This window comes from Flavobacterium sp. N2270, from assembly GCF_025947225.1.
In the GTDB taxonomy this organism is placed as follows: Bacteria; Bacteroidota; Bacteroidia; order Flavobacteriales; family Flavobacteriaceae; genus Flavobacterium.
On sequence record NZ_CP110005.1, the window covers coordinates 1247345 to 1269429 of the forward strand.

The window sequence follows — 22085 nt, forward strand, 5'->3', positions numbered from 1 at the left end:
TTTTTCAAAATTATTAAATAGGTTTACGCCTTTAAAAGAAAAATTATAATTAACCCCAGTTTATATGAAGAAGTTAGTTGCATTTACGTTGATTTTGTCATTTTTTGCTAGTTGTAGTAAGGGTGATAGAGGTGAGTTAGTAGGTGTCAAAGGAAAAAAATGGCATCCAGAAAAGCCTTATGGAATGACATTAATTCCAGGTGGAGCCTTTATTATGGGTAAATCAGATGATGATTTAGCTAATATCCAAGACGCTCCAACAAAAACAGTTACGGTTCGTTCGTTTTATATGGATGAGACAGAAATAACGAATAGTGAATACCGTCAATTCATTGGATGGGTAAAAGATTCAACAATTAGAACAAGATTAGCGATTCTTGCTGATGAAGTTGGTCAAAAACCAGCTGAAGGAGGAAGAAGTGGTAAAGAAGGTGGAAGTATTGGGGATTACGCTTTTGCGGATGCTAATGTTGAAGAAATGTCTGCTTACGACAAATATATGTATGAAAACTATTACAGTATTGGTACAGATGACGATATGTATGCTGGAAGAAAGCTAAATAAGAAAATTAATTTACTTGATGACCCTCAGAAATATCCAGATGAGTATTATGTTGAAGTAATGGATTCTATGTACTTGCCAGAATCTGAATCTTATAATGGATTGAAAACATTAGATGTTTCTAAATTGAAATTTAAATTTAGAGAAGTTGATTGGAATGAGGCTGTAAAGAAAAAAGGACGTAAAGGTCTTTATGAAAATACAAAACCAATTGAGGTTTATCCTGATACAACAGCTTGGATTAAAGATTTTGCATATTCTTACAATGAGCCAATGCATAATGATTACTTTTGGCACCAAGCTTATGGGGAGTATCCTGTAGTTGGAGTGTCTTGGAATCAAGCTAAAGCATTCTGTGCTTGGAGAACTTTGTATAAGAATTCTTATATTAAAAAGAAAAAAGGAAGAGATCAAGTGAATTCTTTCCGTTTGCCAACAGAGGCTGAGTGGGAGTACGCTGCTAGAGGTGGAATTGAATCTGCAACTTTCCCATGGGGAGGTCCTTATGCTAAAAATGATAGAGGTTGTTTTATGGCTAACTTTAAACCAAATAGAGGTGATTATGCAGCTGACGGTGCTTTGTATACTGTTGAGGCACGTTCGTATGAGCCAAATAATTACAACTTATACAATATGGCAGGTAATGTTTCTGAATGGACTGAGTCTTCTTATGATGCATCTGCTTATGAGTTTGTTTCTACTATGAATCCAAATGTTCCAGATCGTAAAAATCAACGTAAAGTTGTAAGAGGTGGTTCTTGGAAAGATGTTGGATATTTCTTACAGGTAGCAACACGTGACTTTGAATATGCTGATTCAGCTAGAAGTTATATCGGATTTAGAACAGTGCAAGATTATATGGGTACTGGTTCGACTGGAAACAGTCCAAAATAATAAATATATTAACCAATTTTATATTTAACTTAACTAACTAACAAATTTTATTATGGGATTTTTAAGCAAAAAAGCAATGAATTTCGCTTACGGTATGGGAGCGGCAGTAGTAATCATCGGAGCATTATTTAAATTAATGCACTGGCCAGGAGCTAGTTTGATGTTGATCGTAGGTTTAGGAACAGAGGCTTTAATTTTCGGTTTATCTGCATTTGATAATCCAGAAGATGAATTAGACTGGACTTTAGTATATCCAGAATTAGCAAACGGTGTTGCTAATGATAAAAAACCTAAGAAAGAAAATCCAGCTGAAGCACAAGGATTGTTGTCTCAAAAATTAGATAACATGTTAAAAGAAGCAAAAATTGATGGTGCTTTAATGGAAAGTTTAGGGGCTAGTATCAAAAATTTTGAAGGAGCTGCTAAAAGTATTTCTCCAACTGTAGATGCTATGGCAGGTCAAAAGAAATATGCTGAGGAAATGTCTCAAGCAGCTGCTCAGATGGAAGCTTTAAATAGTTTGTATAAAGTACAATTAGAAAGTGCTTCTAGAAATGCTGAAGCTAATAAAGAAATTGCTGAAAATGCATCTAAATTAAAAGAACAAATGCAGTCTATGACTTCTAACATCGCATCTTTAAACTCAGTTTACGGTGGAATGTTAACTGCTATGAATAACAGAGGATAATTAGTTTTATCGAAAATTAAATAAATTAATAATCAAAAACTAATTACAGGAAAATGGCAGGAGGAAAATTAAGTCCTAGACAAAAGATGGTAAACCTAATGTACTTGGTTTTCATCGCAATGTTAGCTTTAAATATGTCAAAAGAAGTATTATCTGCTTTTGGGATTTTAAATAACAAAATTATAGAATCAAATGGAATTGCTGATGTGCGTAATCAGTCTTCATTTGAACAATTAGCTCAAAAAGCAGCTGATCAACCAGGTCAGTTTGGTGATAAGAAAGCAAAAGTTGATAAAATTAGAAAATTAGCTAAAGACTTTTCTGATTATATTGAAAAAATTAAAACTGAAATAACTAAAGATTATCCTAGAGACGAAGATGGTAATTTACCATTTGAAGCAATGGATAAAGGAGATGCTGTTGATGAAATGTGGTTCGCTGGTGATAAACCAACACCTAAAGGTCAAGAGTTTTTAGATAGACTTGCAGCTTTTTCATCAGATATTAAAAAAGCAGGAGGAAGTTCTATTTCTGATCCAGAAATGAAGAAAATTGAAGCTAGATTTGCAACTGCTCCTGTAAAATCTAAAAGTGCAGGTGCAACTTTAAATTGGTTAGATTATAACTATAAAGGTTTCCCTTTAATAGCTACAGTTACTAAATTATCTCAATTACAAGCAGATATTAAAACCACTGAAAGTGATGTTATTAGTGGAATGTTTCAATCTGACTTAGTTGCTGCAGCATCTTTAACTGCTTATCAACCAATAGTTGTTCCTGAAAAATCAGCTTTTTTCCAAGGAGAAGCTGTAAAAGGAAGAGTTATATTAGGTAAATTCGATCCAACATTAGTAGCTAAATCTGTTATTGTTAATGGTCAAACTGTAAAAGCCGAAGCTGGACAGGCTAATTTCTCTTTCAATGCAGGTAGTGTTGGAGAGCATGAAATTACGGGTTCATTTAACTTTGATGAAGGTGGTAAAGTTGTTAGTTTACCAATTAAAGGTAACTATGTAGTAGTTCCTAGACCAAATTCTGCTACTATTTCGGCAGATAAAATGAATGTTGTTTATAGAGGTGTAACTAACCCAATGACAATTTCATTTGCTGGTATTTCAGATGATAAAGTAAGTGCTTCTGGTGCTGGTTTGTCTAAAGGATCTGGTGTAGGTAAATACAACATGAATCCAGGTTCAGGACGTGAGGTTACTATTAACGTAAACGGTAAATTACCTGATGGTAAACCTGTTTCGGATAAGAAAATATTCAGAATTAAAGATATCCCTGCACCAATGGGTACAATCCGTGGTGAATATAGCGCAAAAGGACCTAAGAACAGTTTAGAAGTTTCTTCAGTTGGTGCTAAATTAGAGGATTTTGATTTTGAATTAAATATTGATGTTGTTAGTTTTAACATTAAAGTGCCTGGACAACCTACAATTGTTGTTAATGGAACACGTATGGATGGTAGAGCAAAAGCAGCTATTGCTAAAGCTAGTAGAGGTGACTTAGTTGTTATTTCTGAGATTAAAACAAAATTAAGAGGTAGTTCTATTATGTTAAAGAAAACTGCTCCTTGTACATTTGAAGTACAATAAAAATTAACTTTCAGAGTTTATTTATAAACTAAAAGAATAAAAAAATGAATTGGAGAAATTTTATATTAGTAGTTGCTTTAGGTTTAAGTTCAACTTTTACCTTTGCTCAATCTAATTTATTAAATGCAAAGACACCTGATCAAATAGGTAAGAAGACTGAAGCAGAATTAGTAGCTGACAATGATAAACCAATGCCTTACGGTTATGTTCATGATAGAGATATCTTAATGGGTAAACGTACATGGGAAATTGTTGATCTAGATGAGCGTGTTAATTTTCCTTTCTATTTTCCTATTGAAGGTGATTTAGGTCCAGACAGAAAGCCTTTATATAAAGTGCTTATTGATGGAATTAAAGATGGTAAAATTACAGAGATCTATGATTCTAGTTATTTTACTGACAAAAAATCTTTAAAGGATATTGAAGCTTCTTTAGTATTTATTGATACTACCGATGCAGGTAGAGAATATTACAATGCTGGAGAATCTATTCCTGAAGAATATATTGTTAAAACACAAATTGAAGCATTTCATGTAGATGCTTATAAATTAGTTGGATATTGGTATTTTGATAAGCGTCAAGGTGAATTAAAATACAGAATGTTAGGTATTTGTCCAATTGTTCCGGATGTATATACAATGAATAATGATGTAAAAGATTATATCGAATTATTTTGGGTTTACTTTCCTGCAGCTAGAGATATCTTGCACGAGGCTAAAGCTTTTAATGATAGAAATTCGGCTATGCCATTTACATTTGATCACTTGTTAAATTCGCGTCGTTTTAATGGTGTAATTTATCTAGAAGAGAATGTTTACGGTGATAGATTGATTAAAGATTATATGAAAGAAAATGCGCAAATGCAATTATTAGAGTCTGAGCGTGTTAAAGAAAAAATTAGAGATTTCGAACAAGATATGTGGAATTATTAATATAGTTTTTCTCCAATTCATAAAAAAAACTCTTACCATTGGTAAGAGTTTTTTTATTTTTGTATTATGATAGATTATTTAATTGTTGGTGCTGGTATTGCTGGAGTTTCTTTTTCCGAAATTGCAATTCAAAATAACAAGTCAGTTCTTGTTTTTGATGATGGTTCTCAGCCTTCTTCTAAAGTTGCTGGTGGAATGTATAATCCTGTTATCCTAAAACGTTTTAGCGAAGTTTGGAAAGCTAAAGAACAACTTGCCTTGTCTACTGTTTTCTATAAACAATTAGAAGAGAAACTTTTTTGTAAGTTTGATTATAATGTTCCAGTTCTTAGAGTTTTTAATTCTATTGAAGAGCAAAATAACTGGTTTCAAGCTTCTGATAAACCAAATTTATCACCTTTTCTTTCTACAACCTTATTAAATAATACGAATGTTTCTATTAATGCCAAATTTGGTTTCGGGGAAGTTTATCAAACTGGTTATTTAGATGTTAATTGTTTAGTTGATGCTTATTCAAAATATCTTATTGTAAATAATCTTTTGATTTCTGAAAGAATAGATTATTCTCTCTTCGAGTTTGGTGATGATTTTGTTGCCTATAAGGATGTGAAAGCAAAAAATGTAATCTTTGCTGAAGGATTTGGTATGCATTCTAATCCTTTTTTTAAAGATTTACCATTAGATGGTACAAAAGGGGAATTATTACTAATTAAATCCGCAGATTTAAAAATTGAATCAATTATTAATGCTAGTATTTTTATTATTCCTATTGGGAAAGATTGTTATAAAGTAGGTGCAACTTATGATTGGAATGATAAAACAAATACTACAACTGAAGAAGCAAAAACTGAATTATTATCTAAGTTAGAAGAATTGATTAATTGTAAATACGAAGTACTTGAGCATTTTGCAGGAGTTCGTCCTACGGTAAAAGACAGAAGGCCATTAGTTGGTCTACATCCAAATCATCCAAATATGTATATTCTTAATGGTCTAGGAACAAGAGGAGTTATGTTGGGTCCATTTTTAGCACATCAATTATTTAATTACATTGAGAATAATATTCCTCTAGATGAAGAAATTAACATAGATAGAATTTATAAAAAAAGGAACTAGTTTTTAGTTCCTTTTTTGTTTTTCCAGTTTTTATCAAAATGTATAAAAATATTTGCCCAAATATTTCTTGACACTCTCATTGTGAAAGGCATAAGTAATATTTGAGTAATTATTATTACTATAAAAGCAGTTTTTAAAGTGCTACTGCAAAAGATATATGAAATGACAAATGCTGCAACTGCAAATGCAATTCCTACCGCATAACTTACATACATTGCTCCATAAAAAAAAGAAGGTTCAATTTTATATCTTGTTTCACAATGACTGCATTTTTCATGCATTTTGTAAATTTCCATTAAATTATATGGATTTTTATTCAAATACATACTTTCTTCATGGCATTTTGGACAACTTCCTGTTAAAATACTATATAGTTTGGATCCTTTTTTTAACATTTGCATAAATTTTACACAAAGATACCAATTAAGGTGTTTATTTGTGTAACAATCATTACAAAAAGAAGATGTTAAATATTCATAATTTGTCGGTTTCGTTTGGCGGAACATATTTGTTTGAAGAAGTTACTTTTAGATTAGGTTCTGGAGATAGAGTTGGATTAGTTGGAAAAAATGGAGCTGGAAAATCTACTATGTTGAAAATTTTGGCGGGTGATTTTAAACCAGATTCCGGTGTTATAGCTACTGAAAAAGAAGTGAAAATGGGTTTTCTTCGCCAAGATATCGATTTTGAAGAAGGAAGAACTGTTTTAGAAGAGGCTTATCAAGCTTTTGAAGAAATTAAAAAAGCTGAGCTGAAATTAGATGAGTTAAATCATTTGTTGGTAACAAGAACTGACTATGAATCAGAGGAATATTTAAAAATTATTGAAGAACTTAGTGATGTAACTCACCATTATGATGTTCTCGGCGGTTATAATTACGTGGGTGATACAGAGAAAATTCTTTTAGGTCTTGGTTTTAAACGTGAAGATTTTAATAATCAAACCGATACTTTTTCAGGAGGTTGGCGTATGCGTATTGAATTAGCTAAACTTCTTCTTCAGTCTAACGATATTCTGCTTTTAGATGAGCCAACAAATCACTTAGATATTGAAAGTATTATTTGGTTAGAAGGTTTTTTAAGAAATTTTTCTGGAGTTGTGGTTATTGTATCCCATGATAAAATGTTTTTGGATAATGTAACTAATAGAACTATTGAAATTTCATTAGGAAAAGCATATGATTTCAACAAACCCTATACTCAATATTTAGAGTTACGTCATGAAATTCGCGAAAAGCAATTGGCTACTCAAAAAAATCAGGCTAAAAAAATTGAAGAAACCGAAAAGTTAATTGAAAAATTTAGAGCAAAAGCATCTAAAGCATCAATGGCGCAATCTTTAATTAAAAAATTAGATAAAGTAGAACGTATTGAAGTAGATGAAGATGATAATTCTGTAATGAATATTTCATTTCCTGTTTCTCAAGTTCCAGGTAGAGTTGTAGTTGAAGCTGAACATGTTACAAAGTCTTACGGAGATAAAACTATTTTAAAAGATATTTCGTTATTGGTTGAGCGTGGAAGTAAAATCGCTTTCGTTGGTCAAAATGGCCAAGGAAAATCTACTTTTATTAAAGCAATTGTAAATGAGTTTGAATATGAAGGAAGTATTAAATTAGGTCACAATGTACAAGTTGGTTATTTCGCCCAAAACCAAGCTGAGTATTTAGATGGTGAAAAAACCTTGTTAGATACAATGCTTGAAGCAGCTACAGATTCTAATCGTTCTAAAGTTAGAGATATGCTTGGTTCGTTTCTTTTTAGAGGTGATGACGTGGAAAAGAAAGTAAAAGTATTATCTGGAGGTGAAAGAAACCGTTTGGCGCTTTGTAAGCTGCTTTTACAGCCAATTAATGTGCTTTTGATGGATGAGCCAACGAATCACTTAGATATTAAGTCTAAGAATGTTTTAAAGGCGGCATTAAATAAATATGAAGGAACATTGTTATTGGTTTCTCACGATAGAGATTTTTTACAAGGCTTAGCAAATGTTACTTATGAATTTAAAGATCAAAAAATTCGTGAATATTTAGGTGATATAAACTTCTTCTTGGAGCAAAAGAAGGCAAATGACATGCGTGCTTTTGAAAAGGTTGATGAAGTGATTAAGCCCAAAGAAAAAAATGAAGCGAAGAGTTTGTCTTATGAAGATCAAAAGAAAAATAAATCATTACAAAATAAATTAAGTAAGATTGAAAGTCAAATTCAGCAATTAGAAAAAGATATTCAAAAAGACGATAGAGAATTAGCTTCAAATTATGATAAGTTAATTGAAAATGCAGCTTTTTTTACAGCTTACGAGAAGAAAAAGAAAGAATTAGATCAATTATTGGAAGACTGGGAAGTTGTTCAAGAAGAAATAGATTCTTTATAAAATATGAAACCAATTGTTAATTTAATTGGTTTTTTTTATTTGAAAGGATGACGTTGATTCCATTCTAAATTGGGTTCAAGGCTTTGAAATATTTTTCCTATAAATTTATTTACAAATGAATTTGTGTGCAGGATAAAACCCGACATGTAAACTGGTTCTGCACCAATTGAACTTTTAATTTCTATTGCGGTTCGTCCAAAGATTATTTTTTTAAAATGATTTTCAATACCAAATTCAGTCATATGATACAACATATTTAGATATAACATGTTGTTTTTTTGAATTTCGTCATCATAACCAAGAAAATACGTTTCTAAAACATCTTCGTTAAGTAAAAGCGTGTGAAAACCAACAAGTTTGTCGTTTAAGAAATGTCCAAATATTCTAAATCTACTTCCGCATTGTTTTTTAAATGTCGAAAAATGATTCTCAGCTAGAAAAAAAGTATTAAAAGGGGCGTTTTTGGCAACATAATGATAAAGTTCATTAATTCTGTTTTCATGAAAAATTACATCATCTAAGCTAAGTTCTTTTTCAATAATTCCATTATATTTTTTATGTGCTCTTTTGTATTGGTCTCTGTATTTTTTTGTAAATGCAGCAACATAATCTTCTTTTGAACTCCAATTTTCATTTAAATTGAAAATCATATTAGGTTGTGCGTTAAATTCGTAAAGGTTATTAAAATAATTCTTTTTGAACAGAGTTGCGTTTTGTTTGTAAAAATCTTTAAATGAAACAATGTGTATTTTAATTCCTTTATTTTTAAAGTAAATAATAAGTGCATTGCTGCAATCAATTAATAATTTACTTAAACATTTATGTTCAATTTCTTTAGAAAGGGCATAAGCATTTTGTCCTGATATCATATTATTTCCAATGAAGAGAACATGTGAGGCGAAGTTTTTAAAAATAAAATTTCGAATGTGTGTTTTTAAACAGCTATCTCTTTCTCCAAAAGACTCTAGTTTATTTAAATCTAAATATTGGGATAAAAGTGTTCCAACTAACTTGTCATTTTCAAATATTCCTATGTAAAAACATTCCATATTTGTAGGTGCAGAATTTTCTAGCACTTGTAAATAAGGAGTTTGTAAAAAATGATTTGATGCAGCTACTTCATTCCAGTTTTCCGGAAGAGTTGAAATAGATGTATATACTTTAAAGTTTATGTTTTCCAAAATAAAAAAATCGTCCCACAAAAATAGGACGATTGGTATTAAATAAAATGTTAAAAAGACAACATTTATTCATATTTATTTCCAAGCACAAATTATTCCGCCCATAATTGACATAACAACAATCCAATATCCAGCAGTTACTGCAGCATATCTAAATGATTTTTGTTCAAATAAACAATTTGTAGCAATTACAGGTAGCGATATAAATAAACCTGATAATAAACCGTGAAATACACCATGTTTAAAAGTTCTATATGCTTCGCCATAATCACTCATAAAAGCAAAGTAAGATGGTTTAGCATTTTCAATATTTCCTCCTACTAATCCGGCAACTCCTAATTGATGAATAGTTAAAACTTGCATGTAAAATGCTAGTATAAAAGCGAAAACAAAAGTAAGTCCGAATATTTTTAGCATATTTCCTTGTCTTGCTTTCTCATCAGTCATTCCTGTTTCGTTCATCCAAATAGTTCCAAAAACTTTTGGATGATACCAAATAAATCCGACTACAAAACTTGATAAAGCAGCTGTTAAAATAGCAAAAAAGTTAATTTCCATATGATTAGTTTTTAAAATTGGTAAGACTAATATACGAAAATTAACAGTTGTTGAATAAATAAAAAAAACCTTTCATTTGAAAGGTTTTTTTTATTTATTCAGCAGCAACTAACTTGCTTGCGCTTCTGTACAAGAAATTATTATAAATATGACGTCTCGCAAATCTACTTGGAGATTCTGCATTTACCATTTTTATGTATGTGTTTTTTGGAACTCCAAAGTATTCATATTTACTTCCGTCTAAGAAATGAACATATAATACAGTTTTTTCCATATAAAAATCTAATATATTAACTGAAGTGGTTGTTTTGGTATATTCTGCTTTGTCTTTTTCTAAAGTTTCAGGAGCAATACTTACTAAAAAATGATATGCTTCAATAGTTAAAGTGCTTAATTCTTCTACTGCTAATTTATCTTCTTCATTAGTAAACTTGTCAGGATGATTTTCTTTCATACTGTTTCTGTAAATTGACTTTAATTCTTTTAAAGTAGCGTCTTTAGTAACGTTAAGTAGTTTTCTATACTCAACAATTTTTTTCATATTCATAATCAAGGAGATAAAGTGCTTTCTTTAAAGCAATTTTTACTAATTTTAAATTTTGTGCAAAACTACTCTTTTTAATTTTTATAGACTAATAAAAAATATTTTATTGATAATTAATATATTCTGGCTTATTTAGTTGAAATTCAGGAAGTGACAAATCATTGTTTTCGAAAGAATTTGTTTTTAAGATGTTGTCTCCTTCTAACGGAATATTTGGGTAATAAGAAAATGAAATTTGAAAACTATTAAAAACTAAGAAGTCGTTGTTAATTAATGCTCCAATACCAATTTTAGTGTACACTTTATTTTTAAATAAATCAACATTTTTGTGGTTGATGCTTCCTAAAGTAAAATTAAGATAGGGACTAAATCTAAAACCATTCCAACTTCCGGGTGTATATGTTTGTGTTTGAAATGATACTAGCCATTTTTGTGTGCCTAAAATAGAGCTATTGAAGCCTTGAATCCCATATTCTTCATTTAAAGATAATTTGTCCTTTTCAGACGGGTTTCTGTTGTTTCCCCAAGTGTATGAAGGTTTTATAAATTGTCTAATTTTCCAATTTTTTAGCTCAATTAAAGGACTTATATAGTTAATTTCGGTTTTAAAAGCTGTTTGAAATGCAGTGTTATTATTAAAAAAACTTCCCCATTCTAGGTCAAAACTAGTGTAGCCAAAACTGTATTTTCTGCCTCTTGATGCTTTTGCTCCAAAATACATTTGTTCTTGATTGTTTTTGTTTTGAAGACCAATAATAATTGCAAATATTTCCCCATAAGGTACGTCTTCAGTAATATCATAATTAAATAAAAATTGATCTTTATAGTATTTTTGCGAAGTAATTCCTATTTGTCCAATTATATTTTTTGTGTTTGAAAAATAATCATAAGGATCAGCATAAGATGTTGCTTTTGTCAAATAATTTGTTTTTTGGTAAGTAATAGAAGTTATTAATCGTGTGCTTCTTTTGAAGTAATCATTGGAACTAAAAATTTTAAATGATTTACCAATCCAATATTCTTGATACTCAGATTTTATCATATTATTAACAATAGTATCTGGAATGCTTATAAATTTTTCGTTTTGAATTTTATTTTCAAAGTATACTCCACCAGCCCATTTAGTTACTGGTGAAAAGAAATCTCTTTTTAAATTTACACTTCTTTTACTGTTGTTGTCAAAGTCGTTAGTATAGCCTAAAATAAATTGTAGATAGGTGTTTTTTATGTTGTTAACTGTATATGATCCTGAAATAGCTTTTTCTTTGTCTTCAAATCGGGTTTTATATGTCCCACTGATTCGATGGCCTAATCCAAGCAAGTTACGTTCAGTTAGTTTCCCTGTTGCTTGATTTGATGATGCACTTCCGTTAGGTAATAAGCTCCATGAATCTAATACTTTTACAAAAATATCTATTGAATCATTTTCGGTTGAAATAGGTAAGGGAGTGATTGTAACTCTTCTTGTATAGCGTTGACTTCTTATTAAACGTTCTGATTCATTGATGGTTAGTTGGTCAAAAGGTTCATTTTTTTTAAATAAAAGAAGGTTTTTTATAGTGATTTTTTTAGTTTTTATATGTAATGCATTTCCAAACTTGTCAATTTTGTTTTCAGGTTTCTTCAAGCTGTCTTGAATAGAATAGCCAAAAGGATCATAAGTTTCAATGTAAATGTTTCTTATTATTTTTGAATTATAGTTTAAGGTGTCTGAAATTATTGAATTCGTATTGACAATTTTTCTATTTTTATTTTTCTTTTTTAATTTAAAAATCAGTTTGTAGAAAAAATCTGAAACATTGTTTTTAACTGAAAATTCTTTAATATTCTGATAAACAGAAACTGTGTCTTTTGCTTCTGTAATGTTTTGGGAAAAGGAATTGTTATTCCATAAGAGACAAAATAATAAAAAAATAAATGTTTTAATTTTCATTTATATAGAAGAGATTTTTTCAAATTTAAAGAATCTTTACGAGAAAAATTGGAAATTAATCAACAGGCATTTTTTTATATAAAAAAAGCTTTCTATTTCTAGAAAGCTTCTTAGTAGCGGGAACAGGACTCGAACCTGTGACCTTCGGGTTATGAGCCCGACGAGCTGCCTACTGCTCTATCCCGCGATGTGCGTTTTGTACTCTCAATAAGGTTACTTAGTAGCGGGAACAGGACTCGAACCTGTGACCTTCGGGTTATGAGCCCGACGAGCTGCCTACTGCTCTATCCCGCGATTTGTGAGTGCAAAAGTACAACGATTATTTGAATATACAAGTGTTTTTTAATAAATATTCTTTTATTTCTTGTATTCAACTGATATGATTACCTTTGTAAACTAGACTTTTTAAGTCAAAAAATATTCACAATAAGAATTAATATATTTTAAATGGATCATAAAGCGGGCTTTGTAAATATTATTGGAAATCCAAACGTTGGTAAATCTACATTAATGAATGCTTTTGTTGGTGAGCGTTTGTCAATTATTACAAGTAAAGCACAAACAACTCGTCATAGAATTTTAGGAATTGTAAATGGAGATGATTTTCAAATGATTTTGTCTGATACACCTGGTATTATTAAACCTGCATACGAAATGCAAAAGTCAATGATGGACTTTGTAAAAAGTGCTTTTGAAGATGCTGATGTGCTTATTTATATGGTGGAAATAGGAGAGAAGGAGTTAAAAGACGAAGCTTTTTTTAATAAAATTATCCATTCAAAAATTCCTGTTTTATTAATTTTAAATAAAATTGATAAGTCAAACCAAGAAGAATTAGACGAACAAGTTGAATTATGGTCTGAAAAAGTGCCAAATGCAGAAATTTTTGCTATTTCGGCTTTAGAAAATTTTAATGTTCAAATGGTTTTTGATAGAATTGTTGAATTACTACCAGTTTCACCACCTTTTTATCCAAAAGACACTTTAACAGACAAACCTGAACGTTTCTTTGTTAACGAAATTATTAGAGAAAAAATACTTCTTAATTACGACAAAGAAATTCCATACGCTGTTGAAATTGAAACAGAAGAATTTCTTGAAGATGAAAAAATAATTAGAATTAGAGCTGTAATTATGGTTGAGAGAGATTCTCAAAAAGGTATCATTATTGGGCATAAAGGTTCGGCTTTAAAAAGAGTTGGAATTCAATCAAGAGCCGATTTAGAGAAGTTCTTTGGAAAACAAATTCATCTTGAAACTTACGTTAAAGTAAATAAAGATTGGAGAAGCAGTGCTTATCAATTAAAAAGATTTGGTTATAATAATAATTAAAAAAAAGCCTATCGAACTCGATAGGCTTTTTTTTATTCTAATATCTTATTCATTAAATCTTCTAACTTATACATTTGCGGAGCACATTTTTTTCTATTTATTCTGGCTTGAGTATATAGTGCAAACCAAAAAACAACCATTGTGCCCATAATTATAAAATCTAATGTAGTAGATTGTTTTAATCTCCAATGAGAATAAGCTATCATTGAGAAGATTAAAAAAATCCCTGCAATAATAAAATGAAGAAACATAAAAAAAGTCCAAACAGTTTGGTCTGGACCAAATAACCCTTTTATATGAGTGGTTTTGTCTTCGTTTTCTTCTAATTCAATATGCAAATGAGGCGAATAATATTTTCTTTTAGCTAATGTTATAAAAAAGAAAATATGATTATCTGAAATTTTAATACGATAATCTTCTTTTACTTCTTCTTTTAATTTTTTAGCATTTTCTAAAATAGTTTCGGTAGTCAACGCAATGTCTTTTTGAAACCTTGGTCGTAACACAATATTATTTTCTATTTCCATATATAGTTTATTTGAAAGCTAAAGTAAAAAAAAATAATAGTTTTCAAATAAATCAGAGATAAATATCAGTTGAAGTTGAAATAAAAAAATATAAATTAATCGTGTTGTATTGCATACTTTAAAAGCTCCGAAAAAAATTGTACTTTTGCAAATTCAAAAATAGGAGTATGAATAATATTGTTGCCATAGTAGGAAGGCCAAATGTTGGTAAGTCAACTTTGTTCAATCGATTAATTCAACGTAGAGATGCGATTGTAGATTCGGTTAGTGGAGTAACACGTGATAGAAATTACGGAAAAAGTGAATGGAATGGAAAAGAGTTTTCTGTAATTGATACTGGAGGTTATATAAAAGGCTCTGATGATGTATTTGAAGGCGAAATTCGCCGTCAGGTAGAATTAGCTATCGATGAAGCAGATGCTATTATCTTCATGGTTGATGTTGAAGAAGGTATAACTCCTATGGATGCAGAAGTGGCTAAATTACTTCGTAAAGTCACAAAACCTATTTTAATTGCTGTAAATAAAGTAGATAATGCAATGCGTGAAAAAGACGCTGTAGAATTCTATAATCTAGGTTTAGGTGATTATTTTACAATTGCAGGAATGAGTGGAAGTGGTACAGGAGATTTGTTAGATGCTCTTGTTGAAGCTTTGCCAGAAATGCCAGAAGTTGTTGTTGAAGAAAATCCATTGCCTCGTTTTACAGTTGTTGGTCGACCAAATGCAGGAAAATCATCTTTTATCAATGCATTAATTGGAGAAGAACGATTTGTAGTTACAGATATTGCCGGAACAACTCGTGATGCAATTGATACCACTTATAATCGTTTTGGATTTGAATTTAAATTAGTGGATACTGCTGGAATTCGTAGAAAAGCTAAAGTAAAAGAAGATTTAGAATTTTACTCAGTAATGCGTTCAGTAAGAGCAATTGAACATAGTGATGTTTGTATTTTAATGATTGATGCAACCAGAGGATTTGAAGGTCAAGATCAAAGTATTTTTTGGTTAGCTGAAAAAAACAGAAAAGGAATTGTAATTTTAGTAAACAAATGGGATTTAATTGAAAAAGACACCATGTCTACTAAAGAATATGAAGCACGTATACGTGAAGAATTAAAACCTTTTACAGATGTGCCTATCTTGTTTGTGTCTGCACTTACAAAACAACGTTTACTAAAAGCGTTAGAAGCTGCTGTTGAAGTTTTTGAAAATAGAAAACAACGTATTCCAACTTCTAAGTTTAACGACACCATGTTGCCTATTATTGAAAGAATGCCACCACCAGCATTAAAAGGTAAATATGTAAAAATTAAATATTGTATGCAATTGCCAACGGCTACACCACAGTTTGTTTTCTTTGCTAACTTACCACAATATGTAAAAGACCCATATAAGCGATTTATTGAAAATCAATTGCGACAAGAATATAACTTTAGTGGAGTACCAATAGATATTTATTTTAGACAGAAATAATATAAAAACCGAAGTTAATGCTTCGGTTTTTTGTTGTAAAAAGTTAAATTTTTCGTAAGAAAAATTTTATTTACACAATAATTATTTTATTTCGTTGTTTAATTAAAAAAAGTAAACTAAACAACGTTATCAATATGTTCAAAAAAGTAATATTTACATTATTTTTATTTTATTTCACAGCAAATTATAGTCAGAATACAGTTTCCTTAAAAGGGAAAGTGGTTGATAAAGAAACTTCACTTCCACTAGAATCAGCAACAATTTACTTAAAGTCAATTAATACTGATGCTGTTTTAGATTATACTATTTCAGATAAAAACGGAAACTTTGAAATAAAAACTAAAAAAATTGAAACCTCAGTAGCTTTTAAAATTTCATACATTGGATATATTGATTATTCTGAAAAATTAGAATCTATAAATCAAGATAAAGATTTTGGTTTTCTAAGATTATCTGAAAATGTAAATACGTTAAACGAAGTTGTTGTAAAGTCTGAAGCACCACCAATTACAATTAAAAATGATACTCTAGAATTTAATGCTTCCTCTTTTAAAGTAAGGCCAGATGCTAACGTTGAAGCCTTATTGAAACAATTGCCAGGAGTAGAAATTGATGAAGAAGGAAAAATAACGGTAAACGGTAAAGAAGTAAATAATATTTTGGTTAATGGAAAGCCTTTTTTTGGTAAAGACGGGAAAATTGCAACCCAAAATTTACCGGCAGATATGATTGAAAAGGTACAAGTTTCTGATACCAAAACAAAAGAAGAAGAGCTTTCTGGTCAAGATGCTACTTCTAATGAAAAAACGATAAACTTAACCATTCAAGAAGATAAAAATAAAGGAATGTTTGGTAAAGTTACAGCAGGTTATGGAACTGACAATCGGTATGAATCAAGTTTATTGTTTAACTATTTTAAAGATGTTCAAAAAATTAGTGTTTTAGGTTCTTCAAATAATATTAATTCTATTGGTTTTTCAATGGATGAAATATTTGACAATATGGGCGGCGGAAGAAATAGCTCTATTTGGATTAACGATAACGGAAGTTTTGGTATTAACGGAATGCAATTTGGTGGAAATAATGGAATTACACAATCAAATATGATTGGTGTAAATTATGCAGATGAATGGGCAAATAAGAAAATTAGTCCAAATGGAAGTTACTATTATTCTAATGCAGAAACCAATAATTCTAATAGAACCAACCGTGTTAATTTACTACCTGCAGGAAACACAAATACACTTGCAGAATCAAAAACAAAATCAACTACTGATGGACACAATATTGCAATGGATTTTGAAATAAAACTAGATTCAACTGCAACATTATACATAAGTCCAAGTTTTTCTAAAAGTGAAATTGTAAATAATAACTCAGGATTTGATGCAACATTTGATGAATCTGGAGCTGCTTTAAACGAAAACACAACGGATAATAGTTGGGCAAGTAATAATAATACTTTCAAAAACAACATCTACTTTTATAAAGGGTTAAAGAAAAAAGGTAGAGGAATTAGCGCTTCGTTTAATAATGAGAACAGTAAAAACAATTCCGATTTATATACAAAAACAACCACTACTTTTTTACAATCGGGTAGCTCAAACGATGATAGAGATCAGTTTAGAGCTGACGATTCAAGAAAAGATAGTTTTAGAGCAGAAATAGGGTATTCTGAACCTTTGATGGATTCTCTTGTTTTTAATTTTAAAACAACTTACAGTTACAAAAAATCTAAAGACTCAAGAAACACTTTTGATTTTAACACTTCAATTAATGAGTACGATACTTTTAACGATATACTTTCAAACGATATATTTTCAACTACTTCATCTGTTATTCCAATGGCGGGAATTAGTATTCGAAAAAAGAAAATTAGAGGAAGTATTTCAATGGGAACTGAAATTATAAACTTCAACAATCAGTCTAATTATTTGTCAACTAAAACTACTGTAAATAAAAATTACATGTATCCAAAAATGAATGGTTATTTAAGTATTACATTGGCAAAATCAAAATCTATCTACAGTTATTACTCATATAGCGTTAATCTTCCTACTGCAAATCAAATTTTACCTTTCCAGAACCTTTCAAATCCTTTGAATACATTTATAGGGAATGCTGATTTAAAACCAAATGAAAATTATTCTCTTTATTTGAACTTTAATAATTATGATTACCCTACACGAAGTGGTTTTTATGCTTATGCAGGAGGAGATTATGATGTAAATCAAATTGTGGCTTCAACTACCTACGATTCAGATTTTAAAGCAACAACAACTTATCAAAATGTAGATAAAGCATATAGTTCTTATATTGGCTTTAGCTTTAGTAAATCCTTGAAAAAGGAAACAAGAACGTTTAAATACGGATTTGGATTGCAAGTTGGTTATGACTATAATCAAGGATTAACAAATACTACATTGTTTGAATCAAGAGGGTTGAATTTAAATCCGAAAATTAATGCTTCTTGGATTATCGATGAATTAATTACAATTAGTCCGTCGTATAAATATACATACATAACAAATGATTTTACTAATTATGTGATTGATAATACAAATAACTTCTTACATAATGCTAAATTAGAAATTACAACTTATTGGCCTAAAAAGGTAGTTTTAGGAAGTGATTTTGGTTATAATTACAACTCAAATATTGCCGATGGTTTCCAAAAAGATTTTTATTTATGGAATTTGAGTTTAGGATATAATTTCTTTCAAGATAAATTATTAGCAAAAGTAAAAGTATATGATGTTTTAAATCAAAATGTAAGTGCCACCAGAACAATTACACCAACAGCAATTACTGATGCTGAGAATACAGTTTTACAGCAATATGCAATGTTCTCTTTGACCTATAAATTAGAAAAGTTTGGAGGGAAGAAAAAAGACGATAATTCATTCATTATAATCGATTAATAAAAAAACTCGTTAGATTTTCTAACGAGTTTTTTTTTAATTTATTATGTTAATTGAATTACCAACTTCCGCCAGCTCCTCCACCAGAGAAACCGCCGCCGCCAAAGCCACCACCGAAACCTCCTCCACCAAAACCACCACCAGATGAACCACCACCAAAACTTCCTCCGCCGTTTCCACGACCTAGGCTGCTTAAGATAATTACATCCATTAGGCTAGGACCGCCAAAACCACCTGTTCCGTTGTTGTTACCGTTGCCTTTGTTTTTTGAAATTAAAATGATAAGTATAATTATAAAGAAAATAAAAATGAAAACAGGAATTCCGCTTCCTTTATTGTTTTGTTTGCGAGTTCCTTTGTAAGTTCCCTTAATAACTTCAAAAATGGCGTCAGTACCAGCATTTAGTCCATTATAATAACTTCCTGCTTTAAATTCAGGAATAATTATGTCTCTAACAATTTCGCCAGTTATTCCTGCAGATAAATATTGTTCCAAGCCATAACCAGGCGAAATCCATATTTTACGTTCGTCTCTAGCTAATAAAATTATGACACCATTGTCATTTTTTTCTGTTCCACCAATTCCCCATTCTTGTCCCCACTTAGGAGTAAGAATTCCAATGTCTTCGCCTTTAAGGCTTTCAATAGTAATAACAACAATTTGTGTAGTTGTTGAGTCGGAAAAATGGATTAGTTTTTCTTCTAATTGTTGCTTTTCTGAAGCAGATAAAACGTTTGCATAATCATATACACTCGTTTGAAATTTTGGAACTTCAGGAATGTTATACTGAGAAAACAGTAAATTGCTACTGAAGAATAGGGTAAACAATAAAAATAGATTACGTACTATTTTTATCTTTTGCCTTTTATCTTTTGCCTTTTTACTTATTCTCATTATCCTTTTGATATTTCATTAGAAAGTTCGTTAGTGTCATCAGACTGATATGGAAAATAATGTTTCAATTTTTCACCTGCTCTTAAAACGCCTTCAACTAAACCTTTCTTAAATTCTTTATTTTTAAAATGTTCTAAAACAAGGTCTTTTGTGCAATCCCAAAAATCAGCTTCTACAACGTTGTTTATTCCTTCATCACCTAAAATAGCGAAACCTTTATTGGCGACACCTATATAAAACAATACGCCATTTCTGGCTTCTGTTTTGTGCATTTCTAGTGTAGAAAAAACCTCCTTAGCTCTTTCGATAGGAGGTTTTTCTGATGTTTCTTCAATATGTACACGAATTTCCCCCGAAGTGTTTTTTTCGGCTGTAACTATAGCTTGAACAATTTCTTGTTCTTCTTCTTTGGTTAAGAAATCTTCGGTTTTAGACATTATTTTGTTTCTTCTTTGTCGTTTCCAAAATCAAACTCTACGTCAACTGGTTTTTCTGCCCCAGCAACTGCTTCGAAATATACTTTTTCTTTAAATCCGAACATTCCTGCAAATAAATTGTTTGGGAAAATTTTAATGTGGTTGTTGTATGGTTTTACAGCTTCGTTAAAACGAGTTCTAGCTGTTAAAATTTGATTTTCTGTACTTGCTAATTCGTCTTGTAATTTTAAGAAATTCTGATTGGCTTTTAAATCAGGATATCTTTCAACTGTTACTAATAATCTTGATAAAGCAGATGAAACTCCACTTTGCGCTTGATTAAATTGCGCTAATTGTTCTGGAGAAATGTTCGTTGGGTCAATAGTAACAGATGTTGCTTTTGAACGTGCGTTAATTACAGCTTCTAAAGTTGATTTTTCAAAATCAGCAGCACCTTTAACGGTTTTAACTAAGTTACCAATTAAATCATTTCTTCTTTGGTAAGAGGTGTTTACATTTCCCCAGGCTTCTTGTACGCTTTGATCTAAAGTTACAGCTGTATTATTAATTCCTTTTACATAGCTGTACATTCCAAATATAACTACGACTGCTATAATCCATGGTAAGAATTTTTTCATAAGTTTAATTTTTTAAAGTTGATTTTTAAGATTTGTTAATTGTGATTTTATAGTTTCTAATTTTCTAATGATTTCAAATTTATCTAAGGTTTTCTTTTGGTTTTCTTTTAGATGTATTTTTGCGCCATCAAGCGTAAAACCTCTTTCTTTAACCAAATGGAAAATTAATTGAAGGTTTTTTATGTCTTCAGGAGTAAATTTCCGATCCCCTTTTGCATTTTTCTTGGGTTTTATAATATCAAATTCTTTTTCCCAAAAACGAATTAGCGATGCGTTAACATCAAATGCTTTGGCAACTTCGCCAATGCTGTAATATCTTTTCTCTGGTAATTCTAAATGCATTAGTCTAAAGATTGGTTTTCTTGATTGGCAAGTTTTGTAATTTCAACATATTCTTGAGCTGAAATACTTCCGTAATAAAAATTCAACGGATTAATTTTTTCTTTTCCTTTAATTACTTCATAATGTAAATGGGGCGCTTCACTTCTTCCTGTACTTCCTACATATCCAATAATGTCGCCTCTTTTTACTTTTTGACCTGCTCTACAATTGTATTTACTTAAATGAGCATATAAAGTTACATAGCCATAACCATGATTTATTTCTATATGATTTCCATATCCTGAAAGCGAATTGTCTGCTTTTAGAACAACTCCATCTCCAGTTGCATAAACAGGAGTTCCGGTTTTTGCAGTAAAATCCATTCCATAATGAAATTTTCTAATTTTTGTAAAAGGGTCACTTCTATATCCAAAACCAGAAGCCATTCTTTTCAAATCTTCATTTTTAACCGGTTGAATTGCAGGAATTGCAGCCAATAACTTTTCTTTTTGTTTTGCTAAAGCTACAATCTCATCTAATGATTTTGATTGTATGACAAGCTCTTTTGTAAGCATGTCTACTTTTTTATTGGTATTTATAACTAATTCTGAATTATTAAATCCTTCTAAATCCTTATATCTATTTGTTCCTCCAAAACCTGCTTTACGTTCCTCATTAGGAATGGGAGAAGTATTAAAGTAAATTCTATAAATATTATTATCTCTTTCTTCAATAGCTGTTAAAACATCAGTCATTAAATCTACCTTTCGATTCATTAACTTATAATTTAACTTCATTGTTTCTAATTCACCAGTAAGTAATTTGTCTTTTGGTGTTTCAAAATAAGGTGTATTTATCAATAGAACTAAACATAAAAAACCAAATAGTAGCGATGATAATAAAAATAAGAAAATGTATGCAAATTTTTTACGTTTTTGAGGTTTTATACGTTTATATGCTAAATTTTCGGAATCGTAATAATATTTTACCTTAGACATGTTCTAAAATTACTATTTTTGCACCAGTTTAATTTGGTTTACAATGGTTATACGAACAAATTTAATAAATGTTACGTTTTATACTATTATTTAATGCGAAACTTTTTGTTTCTAATAACCCCCTTGTAAATATAAACTTGATGACAATAAAGAGTTATCAAAAATGAAATTTAAAAAGT

The 22085-nt window shown here is 30.2% G+C and carries 20 protein-coding genes and 2 tRNA genes; 9 read left to right on the top strand and 13 right to left on the bottom strand.

The window, feature by feature from the left end:
• Positions 1-64 precede the first annotated feature (64 nt).
• From gldK to OLM55_RS05765, 5 genes are all read left to right on the top strand, one after another.
• Positions 65-1456 carry a gliding motility lipoprotein GldK gene (gene gldK, locus OLM55_RS05745; RefSeq protein ID WP_264560456.1) on the top strand — a complete coding sequence of 464 codons (1392 nt, stop codon included), beginning with the start codon at positions 65-67 and terminating at the stop codon, positions 1454-1456.
• A gap of 52 nt (positions 1457-1508) precedes the next feature.
• Positions 1509-2144 (top strand): gliding motility protein GldL, encoded by a 636-nt coding sequence (gldL, locus tag OLM55_RS05750; protein ID WP_264560457.1) that lies wholly within the window; start codon positions 1509-1511, stop codon positions 2142-2144.
• A 53-nt stretch (positions 2145-2197) separates the two neighbouring features.
• On the top strand, positions 2198-3742 hold the full coding sequence (gene gldM, locus OLM55_RS05755; RefSeq protein WP_264560458.1) for a gliding motility protein GldM: 1545 nt from the start codon (positions 2198-2200) through the stop codon (positions 3740-3742).
• 44 nt (positions 3743-3786) lie between these two features.
• Positions 3787-4674, top strand: a complete 888-nt coding sequence (gldN, locus tag OLM55_RS05760; protein ID WP_264560459.1) for a gliding motility protein GldN — start codon at positions 3787-3789, stop codon at positions 4672-4674.
• Between the two features lie 66 nt (positions 4675-4740).
• Positions 4741-5790: an NAD(P)/FAD-dependent oxidoreductase gene (locus tag OLM55_RS05765; RefSeq protein WP_264560460.1), complete on the top strand. Its 1050-nt coding sequence runs from the start codon at positions 4741-4743 to the stop codon at positions 5788-5790.
• Here the strand turns inward: OLM55_RS05765 and OLM55_RS05770 are convergent.
• Entirely contained in the window at positions 5787-6185 is a 399-nt protein-coding gene (locus tag OLM55_RS05770) for a DUF983 domain-containing protein (RefSeq protein WP_264560461.1), read from the bottom strand. The two genes, OLM55_RS05765 and OLM55_RS05770, sit on opposite strands and share 4 nt — an antisense overlap.
• A gap of 68 nt (positions 6186-6253) precedes the next feature.
• Here OLM55_RS05770 and OLM55_RS05775 point away from each other — a divergent pair, with 68 nt between their 5' ends.
• Positions 6254-8164, top strand: coding sequence for an ABC-F family ATP-binding cassette domain-containing protein (locus OLM55_RS05775; protein ID WP_264560462.1), 1911 nt, complete (start codon positions 6254-6256; stop codon positions 8162-8164).
• Between the two features lie 35 nt (positions 8165-8199).
• On the opposite strand, the gene OLM55_RS05780 is transcribed toward OLM55_RS05775, so the two are convergent.
• From OLM55_RS05780 to OLM55_RS05805, 6 genes are all read right to left on the bottom strand, one after another.
• Positions 8200-9345: an 8-amino-7-oxononanoate synthase gene (locus OLM55_RS05780; RefSeq protein WP_264560463.1), complete on the bottom strand. Its 1146-nt coding sequence runs from the start codon at positions 9343-9345 to the stop codon at positions 8200-8202.
• Between the two features lie 75 nt (positions 9346-9420).
• The gene (locus tag OLM55_RS05785) at positions 9421-9903 is read right to left on the bottom strand and encodes a DUF1761 domain-containing protein (RefSeq protein ID WP_264560464.1); all 483 of its coding nucleotides are present in this window, start codon (positions 9901-9903) and stop codon (positions 9421-9423) included.
• A gap of 94 nt (positions 9904-9997) precedes the next feature.
• Entirely contained in the window at positions 9998-10444 is a 447-nt protein-coding gene (locus OLM55_RS05790; RefSeq protein ID WP_264560465.1) for a KTSC domain-containing protein, read from the bottom strand.
• Between the two features lie 106 nt (positions 10445-10550).
• A complete protein-coding gene (locus OLM55_RS05795) occupies positions 10551-12380 on the bottom strand; it encodes a hypothetical protein (protein WP_264560466.1) in 1830 nt (609 codons plus the stop codon).
• A gap of 114 nt (positions 12381-12494) precedes the next feature.
• A tRNA-Met gene (locus OLM55_RS05800) sits at positions 12495-12567 on the bottom strand.
• Positions 12568-12601: 34 nt separating this feature from the next.
• Positions 12602-12674: transfer RNA gene (locus OLM55_RS05805), tRNA-Met, on the bottom strand.
• 153 nt (positions 12675-12827) lie between these two features.
• On the opposite strand from OLM55_RS05805, the gene era reads away from it, so the two are divergent.
• Positions 12828-13712, top strand: coding sequence for a GTPase Era (gene era / locus OLM55_RS05810; RefSeq protein WP_264560467.1), 885 nt, complete (start codon positions 12828-12830; stop codon positions 13710-13712).
• A 32-nt stretch (positions 13713-13744) separates the two neighbouring features.
• Here era and OLM55_RS05815 read toward each other — a convergent pair whose 3' ends face one another.
• Positions 13745-14239, bottom strand: coding sequence for a hypothetical protein (locus tag OLM55_RS05815; RefSeq protein WP_264560468.1), 495 nt, complete (start codon positions 14237-14239; stop codon positions 13745-13747).
• 167 nt (positions 14240-14406) lie between these two features.
• Between OLM55_RS05815 and der the strand changes: the two genes are divergently transcribed.
• Together der and OLM55_RS05825 are read left to right on the top strand one after the other, a co-directional pair.
• Positions 14407-15717 (top strand): ribosome biogenesis GTPase Der, encoded by a 1311-nt coding sequence (der, locus tag OLM55_RS05820; protein ID WP_264560469.1) that lies wholly within the window; start codon positions 14407-14409, stop codon positions 15715-15717.
• 134 nt (positions 15718-15851) lie between these two features.
• Entirely contained in the window at positions 15852-18638 is a 2787-nt protein-coding gene (locus OLM55_RS05825) for an outer membrane beta-barrel protein (RefSeq protein WP_264560470.1), read from the top strand.
• Positions 18639-18696: 58 nt separating this feature from the next.
• Here the strand turns inward: OLM55_RS05825 and OLM55_RS05830 are convergent, their stop codons facing one another.
• The 5 genes from OLM55_RS05830 to OLM55_RS05850 are packed head-to-tail and all read right to left on the bottom strand — an operon-like array spanning position 18697 to position 21906.
• Positions 18697-19533, bottom strand: coding sequence for a TPM domain-containing protein (locus OLM55_RS05830; RefSeq protein ID WP_264560471.1), 837 nt, complete (start codon positions 19531-19533; stop codon positions 18697-18699).
• Positions 19533-19970: a TPM domain-containing protein gene (locus tag OLM55_RS05835; RefSeq protein WP_264560472.1), complete on the bottom strand. Its 438-nt coding sequence runs from the start codon at positions 19968-19970 to the stop codon at positions 19533-19535. The genes OLM55_RS05830 and OLM55_RS05835 overlap by 1 nt, the downstream gene beginning before the upstream one ends.
• Positions 19970-20587, bottom strand: coding sequence for a LemA family protein (locus OLM55_RS05840; protein ID WP_264560473.1), 618 nt, complete (start codon positions 20585-20587; stop codon positions 19970-19972). Before OLM55_RS05840 ends, OLM55_RS05835 begins: the two co-directional genes overlap by 1 nt.
• 12 nt (positions 20588-20599) lie before the next feature.
• On the bottom strand, positions 20600-20929 hold the full coding sequence (locus OLM55_RS05845; RefSeq protein WP_264560474.1) for a MerR family transcriptional regulator: 330 nt from the start codon (positions 20927-20929) through the stop codon (positions 20600-20602).
• Positions 20929-21906 (bottom strand): M23 family metallopeptidase, encoded by a 978-nt coding sequence (locus OLM55_RS05850; RefSeq protein WP_264560475.1) that lies wholly within the window; start codon positions 21904-21906, stop codon positions 20929-20931. The genes OLM55_RS05845 and OLM55_RS05850 overlap by 1 nt, the downstream gene beginning before the upstream one ends.
• Positions 21907-22085: the final 179 nt, after the last annotated feature.

Coding starts and splice junctions, on each gene's coding strand:
- OLM55_RS05840 (WP_264560473.1), bottom strand. CDS start 20,587: ATGAAAAAATTCTTACCATGGATTATAGCAGTCGTAGTTATATTTGGA.
- OLM55_RS05775 (WP_264560462.1), top strand. CDS start 6,254: ATGTTAAATATTCATAATTTGTCGGTTTCGTTTGGCGGAACATATTTG.
- OLM55_RS05790 (WP_264560465.1), bottom strand. CDS start 10,444: ATGAAAAAAATTGTTGAGTATAGAAAACTACTTAACGTTACTAAAGAC.
- OLM55_RS05825 (WP_264560470.1), top strand. CDS start 15,852: ATGTTCAAAAAAGTAATATTTACATTATTTTTATTTTATTTCACAGCA.
- gldN (WP_264560459.1), top strand. CDS start 3,787: ATGAATTGGAGAAATTTTATATTAGTAGTTGCTTTAGGTTTAAGTTCA.
- OLM55_RS05835 (WP_264560472.1), bottom strand. CDS start 19,970: ATGTCTAAAACCGAAGATTTCTTAACCAAAGAAGAAGAACAAGAAATT.
- der (WP_264560469.1), top strand. CDS start 14,407: ATGAATAATATTGTTGCCATAGTAGGAAGGCCAAATGTTGGTAAGTCA.
- gldK (WP_264560456.1), top strand. CDS start 65: ATGAAGAAGTTAGTTGCATTTACGTTGATTTTGTCATTTTTTGCTAGT.
- OLM55_RS05815 (WP_264560468.1), bottom strand. CDS start 14,239: ATGGAAATAGAAAATAATATTGTGTTACGACCAAGGTTTCAAAAAGAC.
- gldL (WP_264560457.1), top strand. CDS start 1,509: ATGGGATTTTTAAGCAAAAAAGCAATGAATTTCGCTTACGGTATGGGA.
- OLM55_RS05850 (WP_264560475.1), bottom strand. CDS start 21,906: ATGTCTAAGGTAAAATATTATTACGATTCCGAAAATTTAGCATATAAA.
- OLM55_RS05785 (WP_264560464.1), bottom strand. CDS start 9,903: ATGGAAATTAACTTTTTTGCTATTTTAACAGCTGCTTTATCAAGTTTT.
- OLM55_RS05765 (WP_264560460.1), top strand. CDS start 4,741: ATGATAGATTATTTAATTGTTGGTGCTGGTATTGCTGGAGTTTCTTTT.
- OLM55_RS05830 (WP_264560471.1), bottom strand. CDS start 19,533: ATGAGAATAAGTAAAAAGGCAAAAGATAAAAGGCAAAAGATAAAAATA.
- era (WP_264560467.1), top strand. CDS start 12,828: ATGGATCATAAAGCGGGCTTTGTAAATATTATTGGAAATCCAAACGTT.
- OLM55_RS05845 (WP_264560474.1), bottom strand. CDS start 20,929: ATGCATTTAGAATTACCAGAGAAAAGATATTACAGCATTGGCGAAGTT.
- OLM55_RS05795 (WP_264560466.1), bottom strand. CDS start 12,380: ATGAAAATTAAAACATTTATTTTTTTATTATTTTGTCTCTTATGGAAT.
- gldM (WP_264560458.1), top strand. CDS start 2,198: ATGGCAGGAGGAAAATTAAGTCCTAGACAAAAGATGGTAAACCTAATG.
- OLM55_RS05770 (WP_264560461.1), bottom strand. CDS start 6,185: ATGTTAAAAAAAGGATCCAAACTATATAGTATTTTAACAGGAAGTTGT.